We start from the raw sequence: 16,001 nt of genomic DNA on the forward strand, positions 1-16,001 counted from the left end.
CGCTTGCAAATCGAGCGAAACTTGTTATAATAAAGGTGTACCAAGTTACTTGGACGAGCGTCAGATGAACGCTTTCTAACGTGTTCCGGAACAGGTTAGAGCAAGAAATCATCTCGGACCGCTATCCGTCAATAGCTCAGAGGTGGGAACGACATCTCAAATCGTCATCGTCCCGACGAGAGGTCGCGACGTTCGCTCATTCGCGAGGCGATTCCGGCATCGCGTTCGAAGCTAGGGACCGTGCCGGGGAAAACGAATCGTTCAGTTGACCAAAAGGAGTGTTGTCAACCGTTGAACAGTTTATGGCAAGCGTTCGACTTCACGATGGATGGTTCGACATGACCCGATGAATAATCGTTAGTAACTCGAATGGGTACGTTTCCGTTCACGCAAGACGGCAGTTACTAATTTCTTTCAAACTTCTTCATTAAGAAGACCATTGGACCTCATGTCACAAGATTGTAGCAAGTAGGAAAGGAGATCATCCGTAGTGATCACAATTCAATACGAATAAAAAGGTTCCGCACTTGAAATGAAGTCAAGTTAGGGAACCTTTTTTGTGTTCAAGAATCTATTCGTGGGACTTTGCCTGTTTTCTTGTCACGATTGAAGATATAACCTGCCACGAAACCGATCCCGCCCATCGCGATCAACAGTCCAAACGTTCCTTGTAACATCGAGGCGGCTGCCACCGACTCGATCCAAGAAAACGGGACGCTCGTCTTGAGGAAGAAACTGTCGCGAAGTAACTTGATGCCGTAGACACCGAAGAGGCCAGGGATGATTAAGATCAACAGTGCGATGATGCGCATAGGATCTCCTCCTTAACACTCATTATTTTAACAGAAAATACATAGGTCGACACGGTCTTTTTTGTGAGGTTGCGAAATCAGTTCAGGTTCAGTAGCATGAATGCAGAACGGTAAAATTGGGGGATTTCAGAATGAATAAACGATTGATGATTGTCGGTGCGGGGAAAGGCGGGACCGAGGTGTTGAAAATGTTGCTCGACTCGCCGCTCGCCACCGTCGTCGCCGTCATCGACCCGGAGTCGACGGCCGAAGGGATGCAACTCGCACGGAACCAGGGGATTATGACGGCGGGAGATTGGCGGGCGTGTGCCGACAAACGTCTCGATTTTGTGATTGAGACGACTGGCCGCTCCGAGACGTTCGATGAATTGAAAGGACATTTCGCGGAAGCGGTCGTTCTGCCCGGCGAGTTCATCCGCATCGTCGTCGAACGGTTGAAGCAGAACCAACAGATGCTCGAGGCGATTATCGACTGTACGAGCGAGGCGATCTCCGTCGCCGACCATCACGGGAACACGATTTTAATCAACCCGTCCTATACGCGGCTGACAGGATTCAAGAAAGAAGACGTCGTCGACAAGCCGGCGACGGCCGACATCGGCATGCAGGAGAGCGTCCACTTGAAAGTGTTGTCGACCGGGCAAGGCGTCCGCGATATCCGGATGCAAATCGGGGCGACGCGGCGCGATATTCTCGTCAACGCCGAACCGATTATCGTCGAAGGGAAATTGCGCGGGTCGGTCGGTGTCATCCGGGACGTGTCTCAAATTCGGGCGCTCCGTGACGAGCTGCAAGAAGCGAAGACGCGCATCCGCAACCTCGAGGCGAAATACCAGTTCGCCGACATCATCGCATCGAGCGACGCGATGCGCTTCGTCATCGAACAGGCCCGTCTTGCCGCGGTCACGCCGGTCACCGTCCTCATTCGCGGGGAGTCGGGGACGGGCAAGGAACTGTTCGCCCACGCCATTCATGGCGAGTCCCCGCGCAAATATAAGAAATTCGTCCGTGTCAATTGCGCGGCCATCTCCCCGACGCTCCTCGAGAGTGAATTGTTCGGCTACGAGAACGGCGCCTTCAGCGGGGCGAAACGTGGGGGCAAGGTCGGTTATTTCGAAGAGGCCGATGGCGGCTCGCTCTTCTTAGACGAGATTGGCGAACTGCCGGTCGATGTCCAAGTCAAACTGCTCCGTGTGCTGCAGGAGCATGAAATCGTCCGGGTCGGGGGCACGAATGCGATCCCGGTCGATGTCCGCATCATCGCGGCGACGAATGCCGACCTTGAACAGAAAGTGACGGACGGCACGTTCCGTGAGGACCTATACTATCGAATCAACCGGATGCCAATCCATATCCCGCCGCTCCGGGACCGGCTCGAAGAAATCGAGCCGCTCTGCGAACGCATCGTCCGCAAGCTGAACCAAGAGTACGGGCGGAGCGTGCGCGGGGTGAACCGCGAGGCGACCGAGCTATTGAAGAATCAATATTGGAAAGGGAACGTTCGTGAGCTCGAGAACGTCCTCGGGCGGGCCATCATCTATATGGCGACTTCCGAGCAATGGATCGCGCCGCACCACCTGCAACTGTCACCTCGCGTCGCTTCGGCCCGACCGACCGATTCGCTGTCGTTACAAGACGCCGTCTCGCGCTATGAGCGGGATTTGATTGAACGGGCCATCGAGGAGGCGGACGGCAACAAGTCGGAGGCTGCGCGTCGATTACACATTTCGATTCGGACGCTGTATAATAAACTCGAACGCATGCAATAATTTACCTGCACTTTTTTTCACACCATGCACAAAAGTGCATAGTAAACGACCGATTAAAGCGCTTTCAAAAGTGGAAACAATCTTGCATGATAAAAGATGAAGACAGGCAAGGGGGGACATGCATGAATTTTGAACGGATGCTCGAAAAGGCACAACGGCTGGACGGGAAAACCGTTTCGATTGCCGGCGCTGCCGACGTGGAGGTCATCCGCGCCGTCAAGCTCGCGACCGACCACGGTCTTTCCCGATTTAAATTGATTGGAGATGCCCGGGAGATTAAGCGGTTATGTGACGAGCACGGCATCGAAGAGGACGCGGTCGATATCATCCACGTCAAAGGCGACAAAGAGATTGCCAAGCGGGCGACGCTCGCGGTCAAGACCGGGGAAGCGGATGTGCTCATGAAAGGAATGGTCGCGACGTCGACGTTCATGAAGGCCGTGCTCAGTCGTGAGACGGGACTCCGGACGAGCCGGACACTGAGCCATATCGCCTTGTTTCAAATTCCGAACCGGGAACGATTGATCGGGGTGACCGATGCGGCCATCCACATCGCGCCGACGCTCGAGGAAAAAGTGGACATCATCGCCAATGCGGTCGATGCGATGACGGACATCGGCTACGAGTTGCCGCGCGTCGCGGCCATCGCCGCCGTCGAAGTGGTCAATCCACAGATGGCTGCCACGACGGACGCCGCACTGCTCGCCCAAATGAACCGACGCGGCCAAATCAAATGCTGTGTCGTCGATGGACCGCTCGCGCTCGATAACGCCGTCGATATGGTCGCGGCCAAACAGAAAGGCATCGCTAGCGAAGTCGCCGGACAAGCCGACCTATTGCTCGTCCCATACATAGAGGTCGGCAACGTCCTTTATAAGTCGATGATGTACTTTGCCGGAGCGAGCGTGGCGGCGATCGTCGTCGGCGCTAGCGCTCCGGTCGTCTTGACGAGCCGGGCCGATACGGCCGAGGCCAAACTGTATTCACTCGCGTTCGCGCTCTTGCACGCTAAAAAATAAATTTATGGAGGAATCATCAATGATGGAAACAAACATGGAACCACGCTTTCGAATTTTCGACGTCTTGCAGGCCGACGACTATGAGCAAATCGTCTTTTGCCAAGACCAGGCGTCAGGACTGAAGGCGATTATCGCGATTCATGACACGACACTCGGACCAGCTCTCGGGGGGCTGCGGATGTGGAACTATGCGTCGGAAGAAGAAGCGCTCACGGACGTCCTTCGTCTGGCCAAAGGGATGACGTACAAAAACGCGGCGGCAGGACTCAATCTCGGTGGCGGGAAGGCGGTCATCATCGGCAATGCGAAGACGGACAAGTCGGAGGCGTTGTTCCGTGCGTTCGGTCGTTACGTGCAATCGCTCAGCGGACGCTATATCACGGCCGAGGACGTCAACACGTCGGTCGCCGACATGGACTTCATCCATATGGAGACGGATTACGTGACCGGCGTCAGTCCGGCGTTCGGATCGAGCGGCAACCCGTCACCGGTGACGGCGTATGGCGTGTACCGCGGCATGAAAGCGGCGGCGAAATGGAAGTTCGGTTCAGACTCGCTCGCCGGCAAGACGGTCGCCGTCCAAGGCGTCGGCAACGTGGCCTACAACTTGTGTCGTCACCTGCATGAAGAAGGGGCCCACTTGGTCGTCACCGACATTAACGAAGAGGCGCTCAAGCGTGCCGAGACGGACTTCGGCGCGACGGTCGTCAAACCGGATGAGATTTATGCGGTCGATTGTGACATCTTCGCCCCGTGTGCGCTCGGTGCGATTATCAACGACAAAACGATTCCGCAACTGAAAGCCCAAATCGTCGCAGGTGCGGCCAACAACCAGCTCGCCGAGGATCGTCATGGCGACGTGCTCGAGGAGCGCGGCATTCTCTATGCGCCGGACTTCGTCATCAACGCGGGTGGCGTCATCAACGTGGCCGATGAACTCGAAGGCTATAACCGTGAGCGGGCGATGAAGAAAGTCGAGCTCATCTATGACAACATGCAGCGCGTCTTCGAGATCGCCGAGCGCGATGGCGTACCGACGCATGTCGCCGCCGAGAAGATGGCAGAGGAACGGATTCAGATGATGTCCCGTTCACGCAGCCAGTTCTTGAAAGTGGAAAAGAGCTTATTGGGTGGGCGCTGAGATGACACGACAGCTCATTCTTGCCATCAACCCCGGTTCGACGTCGACGAAGGTCGGTTTGTTTGACGGAGCGGACGAGATCTTGTCTCGTACCGTCCGTCACGGGGCCGACGTCACAGGATTGTCACTTCCGGAGCAATTGCCGCATCGCGAGCGCGAAGTGCGGGACTTATTGGCCGAATCGAATATCGCGGGCGAGGAGTTGTCCGCGATCGTCGGTCGCGGCGGCTTGCTGGCCCCGATGACATCGGGGACGTACGCCGTCAACCCGCTCATGCGTGAGGATTTGGCGAGCGGTCGCTTCGGGATGCACGCCTCGAATTTGGGCGGGCTACTCGCTCACAAGCTCGGGGAATTATTTCAAGTACCGAATTTTATCGTCGATCCGGTCGTCGTCGACGAGCTCGGTCCGCTCGCGCGAATGACGGGAATGCCCGAAATCAACCGTCGTAGCATCTTCCACGCCTTGAACCAAAAGGCGGTCGCAAAACGATTCGCGGCTGAAAATGGAAGCGATTACAAAGAGTTGAACTTGATTATTGCGCATCTCGGAGGCGGCATCACTGTCGGTGCCCATGCCAAAGGGGCCGTCATCGATGTGAACAACGGACTCGACGGCGACGGGCCGCTCGCACCGGAACGGGCTGGCTCGATTCCTGTTGGACAGGTAGTAGAACTATGTTATAGTACCAGGTATAAAGAGTCGGAAATGAAACAGAAAATCGTCGGTCGCGGCGGGTTGTTCGCCCATCTCGGGACGTTCGACGCGATTGAGATCGAACAGCGCATGGCAGATGGTGATGAACAGGCCGTTCTTCTTTACGAGACGATGGCGTACCGCGTCGCCCAGGAGATCGCCAAACACGGCGCCACGCTACGCGGCGACGTCGACGCGATTCTGTTGACGGGCGGCATCGCCTATTCGACTTGGCTGACCGAGCAAATCAGTGCGCGCGTCGGCTATTTGGCGCCGGTCCACATCTATCCGGGTGAAGATGAGCTGAAGGCACTCGCCGAGGGCGCACTCCGGGCCATCCGACATGAAGAAGCAGTTCGAGAATATGAGGGGGATACACATGGCACGAGAATTTGAGATCGTCGTCATCGGCGGCGGTCCTGGCGGATACGTAGCGGCCATCAAGGCGGCCCAAGCCGGGAAAACTGTCGCAATCGTGGAGGCCGAGAAACTCGGCGGGACATGTCTACATAAAGGCTGCATCCCGACGAAGGCGTTGTTGAAAGCGGCCCACGTCTATCAGACGGCAAAACACGGGAGCGCGTACGGCGTCGAGACGGGAGACGTCACGTTCAATATGGAGCGGGCCCAGTCGTTCAAGCGCGACTTGGTCGCTGGGTTAGAGAAAGGCATCGAGCATTTGATGAAGCAAGGCAAAATCGAGGTGTTTCGAGGAAAGGCATCGATTTTAGGACCAAGCATCTTCTCGCCGCAGCCGGGAACGGTCTCGGTCGAAGACGCATCGGGCGAGTCCGAGCTCATCTTGCCAAACCAGCTCATCATCGCGACCGGGTCAATCCCGCGTGAACTGCCTGGCCTGCCGTTTGACCATACACGCATCTTGAACTCGGACGACCTACTCCAGTTCGAGCAGTTGCCGGAATCCATCGCCATCGTCGGCGGTGGGGTCATCGGTGTCGAATGGGCCTCGATGCTCATCGACCTCGATGTCGCGGTCACGCTGATTGAAGTCGGGGAGCGTCTGTTGCCGCTCGAAGACAAAGCGGTGTCACGGGAAGTCGAACGACTTCTCAAAAAAAGGGGCGTCCGCGTGTTGAGAAACGTCACCGTCGATCCGGAACGGACGGAAGTGGCAACCGACGCCGTCGCGCTCGCGGTCGGCGAAGAGACGATTTCGGTCGAGTGCGTCCTCGTCTCGGTCGGTCGGGTCGCCAATACGGAACATCTCGGGCTACAGAACACCTCGATCGTCGTCGAGAACGGTGTCATCCAAGTCGATGAACAGTATCGGACGAAAGAGCGTCACATCTTCGCCATCGGAGACTGCATCGGAAAGCTTCAGCTCGCCCATGTCGCCTCGGCGGAAGGGGTGAAGGCGGTCGAGACGATTCTCGGCCATGAGCCGACACCGCTCGATTACGCCTTGATCCCGCGTTGCGTCTATGGAGTGCCGGAAGTCGCCTCGGTCGGCATGACCGAGGAAGCAGCCAAAGCGGCCGGGCACGACGTCAAGACGGGCACGTATCGCTTCAACGGTCTCGGCAAGGCCCGCATCGAGGGACAAGCGGATGGCTTTGTCAAACTCGTATCGGACAAGACGACGGACGACCTGCTTGGGGTGCACATCGTCGGGCCGAAAGCGACAGAATTAATCACAGAAGGCGGACTCGCTCTCGTCTTGAACGCCACGGCATGGGAAATGGGCCAACTCGTCCATCCTCACCCGGCGCTGAGCGAAGCGTTCCAAGAAGCGGCACTGGCCGTTGACGGATTACCGATTCACGCCTAAGGAGGAAACAGAATGGAACAGATGACTGTGAATTCATATGAGGAACTAGGGCTGACGAAACAAGACCTCGGTGCGATGTACGAAACGATGGTCCGCGCCAGGAAAATCGATGAGCGCATGTGGAAATTGAACCGTGCCGGAAAAATCCCGTTCGTCGTCTCGTGTCAAGGACAAGAGGCGGCCCAAGTCGGGGCGGCGTTCGCGCTCGAGAAAGGGACGGACTATATCCTTCCGTATTACCGTGATGTCGCCGTCGTTCTTCACTTCGGACAGACGGCTCGCGACTTGATGTTGTCGGCGTTCGCCAAGGCGGAGGACCCGAACTCGGGAGGCCGTCAAATGCCGGGCCATTTCGGTTCGAAACAGCATCGCATCGTGACGGGCTCGTCTCCTGTGACGACGCAAGTCCCGCATGCTGTCGGTGTGGCGCTCGCCGCCAAGCTAAAAAAAGAAGAGCTCGTCACGTTCGTCTCGTTCGGAGAAGGCTCATCGAACCAAGGGGACTTCCACGAAGGCGCGAACTTCGCGGGCGTTCATAAATTGCCGGTGATTTTGTTCTGTGAGAACAACAAGTACGCCATCTCGGTACCGCTCTCGAAACAGCTCGCCTGCGAGCGCGTATCGGACCGCGCCAAAGGCTACGGCATGCCTGGCGTCACGGTCGATGGAACCGATCCGATCGCCGTCTATGTCGCCGTGAAAGAAGCCCGTGCCCGCGCCCTTCGCGGCGAAGGCCCGACACTGATTGAAGCCGAGGTCGAGCGTCTCGTGCCGCACTCATCGGATGATGATGACAAGGCGTACCGCTCGGTCGAGGAGTTGGCTGATCTCAAGAACCGCGACGGGAATCAATTGTTCCGCAAGCGTTTGATTGAGGACGGCGTCATGACCGAGGAAGAACTCGCAGAGATCGAGGCAAACGTCGATCGTGAAGTCAATGAGGCGACGGCGTACGCTGACAAGGCACCGTATGCGTCTCCTGAATCGACGATGGACCATGTGTACGAGGGGGAAATGTGATGAAAACGTTTATTGAAGCGATCAATGAAGCGATTCATGAAGAGATGGAACGCGATGAGAACGTCTTCGTGCTCGGTGAAGATGTCGGCGTCCGCGGCGGTGTGTTCCGCGCGACGCAAGGCTTGATTGAGAAATACGGCGAGGACCGCGTCATCGATGCGCCGCTCGCCGAGAGCGCGATCGCAGGTGTCGGCATCGGCGCGGCCATGTACGGCATGCGTCCGATCGCCGAGATGCAGTTCGCTGACTTCATCATGCCGGCGGTCAACCAAATCGTCTCGGAAGCGGCGAAAATCCGCTATCGGTCGAACAATGATTGGACGTGTCCGATGGTCATCCGTGCACCGTTCGGCGGTGGGATTCACGGCGCGCTCTATCACTCTCAATCGGTCGAGGCGATGTTCAACTCTACGCCTGGCCTCAAAATCGTCATTCCGTCCGACCCGGTCGATGCGAAAGGGTTGCTCAAGTCAGCCATCCGCTCGAACGACCCGGTCCTCTTCTTCGAACATAAGCGGGCGTACCGCCTCTTGAAAGCCGACCTACCGACCGATGACTATACGGTCGAAATCGGCAAGGCCGCCGTCAAGCGTGAAGGTGACGACATCACGATCATCACGTACGGGCTGTGCGTCCATATGGCCCAGGAAGCTGCGAAAACGCTCGAAGCCGAAGGCATCAGCACGCACATCCTCGATTTGCGTACGATTTATCCGCTCGACCAAGACGGGATCGTCGAAGCCGTCAAAAAGACCGGGAAAGTACTCCTCGTCACCGAAGACAATAAAGAAGGCAGCATCCTTGGGGAAGTCGCGGCCATCATTGCCGAGAAAGCGCTATTCGAACTCGATGCGCCAATCGAGCGTCTCGCGGGACCGGACGTCCCGTCGATGCCGTATGCACCACCGATGGAGAAGTTCTTCATCGTATCCCCTGAAAAAATCGCGGAGCGGGCACGTCAGCTCGCCGCGTTTTAAGGAGGGGTCGTATGGAACAGACAATCAACATGCCCCAACTCGGTGAGAGTGTCACCGAGGGGACAATCACGACGTTTCTCGTCAAACCAGGTGACCGTGTCGAGGAGTACGAGCCGCTCGCCGAGGTCATGACCGATAAAGTGACGGCCGAGATTCCGGCGACAAATGCCGGCGTCGTGAAACAGATTTTGATTAGTGAAGGCGACACGGTCGCCGTCGGCACGCCGGTCCTCGTCATGGAAGTCGAAGGTGCCGAGTCGGCGCCGGCGAAAGCAGAAGTAGAAGCAGAACCGGCACAAGTCGAAGCGGCCCCGGTCGAGACGAAACAAGCGGTCACTGCAACGTCGGCCGCGCCACGAAAACAGAATAACGGCCGTTTCTCGCCGGCCGTCATCCGACTCGCCAATGAGAACGCGATCGACTTAAACGAGCTTGACGGGAGCGGCCTCGGGGGTCGCATCACGCGCAAAGATGTCCTCCGCTACTTATCGGAAGGCCGTCCGGTCAAGCCGGAAGCGGCGACGCAAGTCCCGGTCCAAGAGACGATGACACAAACGAAGCTCGACGTACCTGATACGGTCGCGACACCTACCGTGACGCCATCTGTGCCGGCAACCGGCGCGTCGTCGGACCGAGTCGAACTCATCCCGACGGCAGGTGTTCGTCAAGCGATCGCCAACAACATGGTCCGCTCGAAACATGAGGCCCCGCATGCGTGGCTCATGATCGAGGTCGATGTGACGAACCTGGTCGCAGCGCGTGCCAAGTTGAAAGACGAGTTCTTTAAACGGGAAGGCGTCAAGCTGACGTTCATGCCGTTCTTCATGAAGGCGGCCATCGAGGCGCTCAAGAAGCATCCGATGATGAACTCGGAATGGGCGGGCGATCACATCAAAGTCCATCAAGACATCCATCTGTCGGTCGCCGTCGCGGCGAACGACGCCCTCTACGTCCCGGTCATCAAGCACGCGGATGAGAAGAACATCAAAGGTCTCGCCGTCGCGCTCCAAGACGTCGCGGCCCGTGCCCGTGGCAACCGCTTAAAAGCGGACGAGATGCGGGGCGGCACGTTCACGATCAACAATACGGGGGCGTTCGGTTCGATTCAATCGGCACCGATTCTGAACTACCCGCAAGCGGCGATTTTGTCGGTCGAGTCGATCGTGAAGCGTCCGGTGTGGGTGAACGGGATGTTCGCGGCGCGCGACATGGTCAACCTATGCATGTCGGTCGACCACCGCGTCCTCGACGGTCTCGTCGCCGGTCAGTTCTTGCAGGCGATCAAACAGTCGCTCGAGTCCATCGACCCGGACACGTATACGCTCTATTGATTCACGTCCTGCCTTCATTCGAGGGCAGGCTTTTTCATATGAAAAATAAATAAGCCACGGACATGTCCGTGGCTGCATGGTTCAGATGGAACGTTCAATCAAAGAAACGATATCGCGGCGGATGCGCTCGGGCGAGGAGAGCTCGGCGTTCGTGTAGCTGAGGCGGTGTGTCGATTCGTCGGTCCCGGTCAAGTCGGCGAACAGGCTGCCGAGGTTGTGGACGCTCTTGTCGACTTGAATCAACAAATCTAACGATGTCTCGGTTTGGAGCATGACGACTTCAAGCTCATCGAGTTTACGTCCGTAGCTCGTCCCGTTCGGCGAGTATTCGAGCTCTTGGGCGATCGGGAGACGGCCGGAGCGATGGCGGGCCGGAAGCATCTCCGTATCGGCCTTCTTCAAGCGGAAGCCGATGTCGTCGAGCACGTCGAGGATGACTTGCTGGGCCGGGTTCGGTTTGACGAGAATCGAGTCCTCGTCTTTCGGGTCGACGGCCTGGGCGATATCAAGACCCGTCTCGATCCATGATTTTGATTGGCTGACCGAGATTGGCGTGTTGAACGGCACGTCGATCGTGAACGGGATCTCCTTCACTTCTTCGGGACCGATCATGAACGGTGCTTCGTTCAACAAGATCTTCTCGATCGTGAACGTCGAATACGTCGTCTTGTCGTTCACCTCGTGCTTATAGAGCGTGTTGAAGAAGATGTAAATCCGGTCGACCGATTGCTCGGTGCTGCCACCCTTGATATGGACGACACCGTTCAGCGTCCCGCCCGGCACACAGGCGCTCTCTTCGAGTCGCGTATCCACCGTCGCGGCACCGATTCCGATTGATGATAATAACTTTTTGAACATACAATGATCCTCCTTTGACGTTTGCACGTGTTCGTGTAATAGTATGTACGAATACACGTGAACAAAAGTTTCGAAACTACTGAAAAAAGGATGAACGCAGTGGAATATACAGCATTAACTGAACGGCTCGCTGATGTGATTCGCCAGAACGAGCTCGTGACAGCGACAATCAGTCAACCGCGTCAAAAGTCGAACGATTTGCGCCGGGTCAAATTGAAGCCGGTCCTGTTGAAGGGCGAGTACCATATACAATTCGAATACCAATTTGAACGGGTGATGAAACATAAAAATCTCACGCCGGACGAGGCGATTCTCGAACTCGACGAGTTGCTCGAGACGTTCCGCCAAGGACAGTTCCAACTGAAGGCGTCCGAGTTCCACTTCCAGCTGTCTAAAAAGTTCAAAGTGACGTTCAGGGAACGCGAGACGGCCGTCAAACAAGTGAAACTGAGCCATAACCGCGAGAAGCAGTATGTCCTGCCGCTCGATGAACCGGTACCGTTCCTCATCCGACTCGGGGTCCAGTCCGAGGATGGGAAAGTGAAACGTCAAAAGTATGACAAGTTCAAACAAATCAACCGCTTCCTCGAGTTTATCGAGGACTCGATCAAACACTTGCCGACCGACCGGACGATTCGGATTCTCGATTTCGGCTCAGGTAAGTCATATTTGACGTTCGCGCTCTATCACTTCCTGCATGAGATGAAAGGCTATGACGTCCACATCACCGGACTCGATTTGAAGAAAGAAGTCATCGAGGAATGTGCGGGGATTGCCCGCGACCTCGGTTATGACCGTCTCGAGTTCCTCGTCGGCGACATCAACGAGTTCGAGGGCGAGACGGCGGTCGATATGGTCGTCACGCTCCATGCGTGCGACGTCGCGACGGATATGGCACTCGCCCGCGCCGTACGGTGGGGAGCGAAAGTCATTTTGAGCGTACCGTGTTGTCAAAAAGAATTGAACCGTCAATTGGAGGCTCCGAGCCTCGACGTCATGTTGCAACATGGTCTCGTCAAAGAACGGTTCGCGGCGCTGGCCACCGATTCGATTCGGGCCGAATTGCTCGGTCTCGTCGGCTACGAGGCGCAACTGCTCGAGTTCATCGATATGGAGCACACGCCGAAAAATATCCTCATCCGGGCCTATTTGACGAACCGGGAAGCGACCGCAGAAGCGCGGGCCCGCTACGTGGCCTTCAAGACGATGTTGAACGCGACACCGTTCCTCGAAGGACAATTGAACGATAGACTTGTCCTAACCGATCCACTAGACGTAAAATAAGATAGAACAGACGCAAGTCGAAAGGGGAAACAATATGGATTTTCAATTATACTTTCAAGATGTAGTCGAACAAGCACGCAACGAGGTACGCGCAGCCGGATATACCGAGCTCACGACACCGGAAGAAGTCGACGCGGCGTTAACGAAAGAAGGCAAGACGCTCGTGCTCGTCAACTCGGTATGTGGCTGTGCCGGTGGTATCGCCCGTCCAGCAGCGGCATACGTGAATAAGATGGAAGGCGTCAAACCGGACCAGTTCGTCACCGTGTTCGCGGGTCAAGACCGTGAAGCGACGGACCGCGCCCGTGAATACTTCGAAGGTTACGCCCCGTCGTCACCATCGATCGCCCTGTTAGAAGACGGCAACATCGTCACGATGGTCGAGCGGAGCACAATCGAGTCATCGACGGCCGAAGAGCTCGTCGAGCAGTTACAGACGTTGTTCGATATTTATTACGCCTAAGACATGAGCGCAGAGGCATTGCCTTTGCGCTTTTCCTTAAGAAGGGATCGATGAGATGGAACCAGTCGTCAAAATCATGAGCGAGGCCGAATATACAATCGCCTTGTCGCGTGGTGAAATCAATGAACCGACCCTCCAAACGGAAGGGTACATTCGTTGTTGCACCCCGCAACAGATCGGAAAATTTGTGCGTCGGTATTATCATGGGGAGCGAGTCGTCCTCGTCTCGTTCCATGTCGGACGTCTCGGCAGCCTGCTCCACTATGAGTTTGACGAGGACGGGGAACGCTATCCCCACGTGTATAGCGCCATTCCTATCGCTTCCGTCAAACGAGTGCAGCCCTACGGCTCTCGCGACAACGGTACGGTCACGTATTTTGATTACGAGCGAATGTGACCGTATTTTTTTTGGATTTTATGCATGAATATACTTTACAAGTAATAATTATGTGTATATAGTGGTTTAAGAACAAGTCGGACATATGATGAGTCAGAGGACAGTTGAGCAACATTCACGTATATGTCATAATTTTGTTAAAGTTCTGATAATTTCATCCTATTGAAGAAAGGGACGATGAACATGAAAAAAGGTTTTCTAGCATTATGTATCGCAAGCCTAGCCGCTTTTTCAGTAGCCTGTGGGGCAGACGTGAACGAAGGAGGTTCGACATCGACCGATGAGGATGACAAAGTCATCGTCATGGGGACGAGTGCGGACTACTTCCCATATGAATTCGTCGACACGGCGAACGGGGATGAGATTGTCGGATTCGATATCGATATCGCCAAGCAAGTGGCCGAGAACATGGGCTACGAATTGAAAATTGAAGACATGGACTTCGGGAGCCTGCTCGGAGCGCTCAACGCCGGTCGTGTCGATTTCGTCATGGCAGGGATGACGCCGACGGAAGAACGAAAAGAGAACGCTGATTTCTCAGACATCTACTTCACGGCGAAGAACTTGATTTTGTCAAAAGGGGATGCCATCCAGTCGCTTGAAGACTTGGACGGAAAACAAGTCGGGGTCCAACTCGGTTCGATTCAAGAAGGGATCGCCAAAGAGCAAATCCCGGGCGCTGAAATCGTCGCCTTGAACAAGATTCCGGAGATCATCCAGGAAATCAAGACCGGCCGCATCGATGCGATGGTCATCGAGGACACGGTCGCGAAGAAATATCTCGACCAAGACAGCGAACTCACGACGTTTGAAATCGTCGACGAGGAAGAGGCCGGCTCGGCAGCTGCCTTCCGCAAGGACGACGAGCTTCGCGATCAGTTCAACGAAGAGTTGAACAAGATGATCGACTCAGGAGAGATCGAGAAGTTGGCTCAAAAATGGTTCGAACAAGAAGCAGCACCAGCTGAATAATAAAGATTGTAGAAGGCTGACTGAAAGCATCAGTCAGCCTTTTTTAGGAGGAACTCACAATGGATTTTAGTCGGATTTATGATTCTATCCCGTATATTCTCGAAGGGATTCCCGTCATGTTCCAAGTCGTGCTCTTCTCGGCCTTGTTCGGGATCACGCTTGGCGTCGTCGTCGCCACATTCAAAATCGTGCCAAACCGTCTCGTCAACTTCATCGGGCACGCCTATACGGCCGTGTTCCGCGGGACACCGCTCATCTTGCAACTCGCGATTATCCACTTCGGGTTGCCACAATTGACCGGTTATATCACGTCGCCGTATCAATCGGCCGTCATCGCCTTCTCACTCAACTCGGCCGCCTACATCTCGGAAATCATTCGGGCCGGGATTCAAGCGGTCGACAAGGGCCAGTGGGAGGCGTCGGATGCGCTCGGCGTCCCGTACGTCAAACAATTGCGGTCGATCATCTTGCCGCAGGCGTTCAAAAACATCTTGCCGGCCCTCGTCAACGAGATGATCACGCTCACGAAAGAATCGGCGCTCGTCTCGACGGTCGGTGTGCTCGACATCATGCGCCGGGCGCAAATCGTCGGTGGGCAGAAGGCGATCTACTTTGAACCGCTCCTGTTTGCCGGTGTGATATACTTTACAATAGTGATGGTGTTGACGTATCTTGGTCAACGTCTAGAAAAACGGCTAAGAAAGAGTGATGGCAGATGATAGAAGTAAAAGATTTATACAAACAATTTGGCGACCTCGAGGTCCTCAAAGGCATTACGACATCGATTCAGAAAGGGGAAGTCGTCGCCGTCATCGGTCCGTCCGGTTCAGGGAAATCGACGTTTCTCCGTTGCTTGAACATGCTCGAGGTACCGACGTCTGGCTCAGTCAGCGTCGACGGGTATGAGCTCACGAAAAAAGGCGCCAACGTCTCGAAGGCGCGTCAAAACATCGGGATGGTGTTCCAACAGTTCAACTTGTTCCCGCACATGAGCGTGCTCGACAATTTGACGTATGCCCCGATCAACGTCTTGAAAGTAAGCAAGGCCGAGGCAATCGAACGGGCGAAAAAGCTCCTCGAACGCGTCGGATTGTCTGAGAAGATTGACGCCTACCCGAGTCAATTGTCAGGTGGACAAAAGCAACGTGTCGCCATCGCTCGGGCGCTCGCCATGGAGCCGAACGTCATGTTGTTCGATGAGCCGACGTCAGCGCTCGACCCGGAGATGGTCAACGAAGTGCTCGACGTCATGAAAGGGCTCGCCGAGTCAGGGATGACGATGGTCGTCGTCACGCACGAGATGGGCTTCGCCCGTGAAGTGGCAGACCGCGTCCTCTTCCTCGACGAAGGCATCTTGATGGAAGAAGGCAAACCGGCCGACCTGCTCCTCAACCCGCAGACCGACCGCGCGAAACGCTTCTTAGAAAAAGTCTTATAAGTGAAACGTTCCATCTGATACCAGAAAGGGAGGA

The 16,001-nt window shown here is 55.7% G+C and carries 16 protein-coding genes; 14 read left to right on the plus strand and 2 right to left on the minus strand.

The window, feature by feature from the left end; genetic code table 11:
* Window positions 1-563 precede the first annotated feature (563 nt).
* A complete protein-coding gene (locus KNP83_RS05140; RefSeq protein WP_021067693.1) occupies window positions 564-812 on the minus strand; it encodes a DUF2627 family protein in 249 nt (82 codons plus the stop codon).
* A gap of 131 nt (window positions 813-943) precedes the next feature.
* On the opposite strand from KNP83_RS05140, the gene KNP83_RS05145 reads away from it, so the two are divergent.
* The 8 genes from KNP83_RS05145 to KNP83_RS05180 all read left to right on the plus strand — a co-directional run bounded on the left by KNP83_RS05145 (window position 944) and on the right by KNP83_RS05180 (window position 10,555).
* Window positions 944-2,581 (plus strand): sigma 54-interacting transcriptional regulator, encoded by a 1,638-nt coding sequence (locus KNP83_RS05145; RefSeq protein WP_214761115.1) that lies wholly within the window; start codon window positions 944-946, stop codon window positions 2,579-2,581.
* Window positions 2,582-2,703: 122 nt separating this feature from the next.
* Window positions 2,704-3,600, plus strand: coding sequence for a phosphate butyryltransferase (gene yqiS, locus KNP83_RS05150; RefSeq protein WP_214761117.1), 897 nt, complete (start codon window positions 2,704-2,706; stop codon window positions 3,598-3,600).
* A gap of 19 nt (window positions 3,601-3,619) precedes the next feature.
* Window positions 3,620-4,741 carry a Glu/Leu/Phe/Val family dehydrogenase gene (locus KNP83_RS05155; RefSeq protein WP_214761119.1) on the plus strand — a complete coding sequence of 374 codons (1,122 nt, stop codon included), beginning with the start codon at window positions 3,620-3,622 and terminating at the stop codon, window positions 4,739-4,741.
* Between the two features lies 1 nt (window position 4,742).
* Entirely contained in the window at window positions 4,743-5,834 is a 1,092-nt protein-coding gene (gene buk / locus KNP83_RS05160) for a butyrate kinase (RefSeq protein WP_214761121.1), read from the plus strand.
* On the plus strand, window positions 5,818-7,227 hold the full coding sequence (gene lpdA, locus KNP83_RS05165) for a dihydrolipoyl dehydrogenase (RefSeq protein WP_214761124.1): 1,410 nt from the start codon (window positions 5,818-5,820) through the stop codon (window positions 7,225-7,227). Before buk ends, lpdA begins: the two co-directional genes overlap by 17 nt.
* A gap of 21 nt (window positions 7,228-7,248) precedes the next feature.
* Window positions 7,249-8,247 carry a thiamine pyrophosphate-dependent dehydrogenase E1 component subunit alpha gene (locus tag KNP83_RS05170; protein WP_029595280.1) on the plus strand — a complete coding sequence of 333 codons (999 nt, stop codon included), beginning with the start codon at window positions 7,249-7,251 and terminating at the stop codon, window positions 8,245-8,247.
* On the plus strand, window positions 8,247-9,224 hold the full coding sequence (locus KNP83_RS05175) for an alpha-ketoacid dehydrogenase subunit beta (protein WP_214761126.1): 978 nt from the start codon (window positions 8,247-8,249) through the stop codon (window positions 9,222-9,224). Before KNP83_RS05170 ends, KNP83_RS05175 begins: the two co-directional genes overlap by 1 nt.
* An 11-nt stretch (window positions 9,225-9,235) precedes the next feature.
* Window positions 9,236-10,555 (plus strand): dihydrolipoamide acetyltransferase family protein, encoded by a 1,320-nt coding sequence (locus tag KNP83_RS05180; protein ID WP_214761128.1) that lies wholly within the window; start codon window positions 9,236-9,238, stop codon window positions 10,553-10,555.
* Window positions 10,556-10,636: 81 nt separating this feature from the next.
* Here KNP83_RS05180 and KNP83_RS05185 read toward each other — a convergent pair whose 3' ends face one another.
* On the minus strand, window positions 10,637-11,413 hold the full coding sequence (locus KNP83_RS05185; RefSeq protein WP_214761130.1) for a sporulation protein: 777 nt from the start codon (window positions 11,411-11,413) through the stop codon (window positions 10,637-10,639).
* A 99-nt stretch (window positions 11,414-11,512) separates the two neighbouring features.
* Here KNP83_RS05185 and KNP83_RS05190 point away from each other — a divergent pair, with 99 nt between their 5' ends.
* From KNP83_RS05190 to KNP83_RS05215, 6 genes are all read left to right on the plus strand, one after another.
* Window positions 11,513-12,697, plus strand: a complete 1,185-nt coding sequence (locus tag KNP83_RS05190) for a class I SAM-dependent methyltransferase (RefSeq protein WP_353048514.1) — start codon at window positions 11,513-11,515, stop codon at window positions 12,695-12,697.
* 34 nt (window positions 12,698-12,731) lie between these two features.
* Window positions 12,732-13,160: a BrxA/BrxB family bacilliredoxin gene (locus KNP83_RS05195; RefSeq protein ID WP_034777946.1), complete on the plus strand. Its 429-nt coding sequence runs from the start codon at window positions 12,732-12,734 to the stop codon at window positions 13,158-13,160.
* 55 nt (window positions 13,161-13,215) lie between these two features.
* Window positions 13,216-13,557, plus strand: coding sequence for a DUF952 domain-containing protein (locus KNP83_RS05200; RefSeq protein WP_214761134.1), 342 nt, complete (start codon window positions 13,216-13,218; stop codon window positions 13,555-13,557).
* A 183-nt stretch (window positions 13,558-13,740) separates the two neighbouring features.
* Window positions 13,741-14,529, plus strand: a complete 789-nt coding sequence (locus tag KNP83_RS05205; RefSeq protein WP_214761136.1) for a transporter substrate-binding domain-containing protein — start codon at window positions 13,741-13,743, stop codon at window positions 14,527-14,529.
* A gap of 59 nt (window positions 14,530-14,588) precedes the next feature.
* A complete protein-coding gene (locus KNP83_RS05210; protein ID WP_214761137.1) occupies window positions 14,589-15,248 on the plus strand; it encodes an amino acid ABC transporter permease in 660 nt (219 codons plus the stop codon).
* On the plus strand, window positions 15,245-15,967 hold the full coding sequence (locus tag KNP83_RS05215) for an amino acid ABC transporter ATP-binding protein (RefSeq protein ID WP_214761140.1): 723 nt from the start codon (window positions 15,245-15,247) through the stop codon (window positions 15,965-15,967). Before KNP83_RS05210 ends, KNP83_RS05215 begins: the two co-directional genes overlap by 4 nt.
* The last annotated feature ends 34 nt before the right edge of the window (window positions 15,968-16,001 follow it).

It is taken from the genome of Exiguobacterium sp. s146, assembly GCF_018618415.1.
Taxonomy (GTDB): domain Bacteria; phylum Bacillota; class Bacilli; order Exiguobacteriales; family Exiguobacteriaceae; genus Exiguobacterium.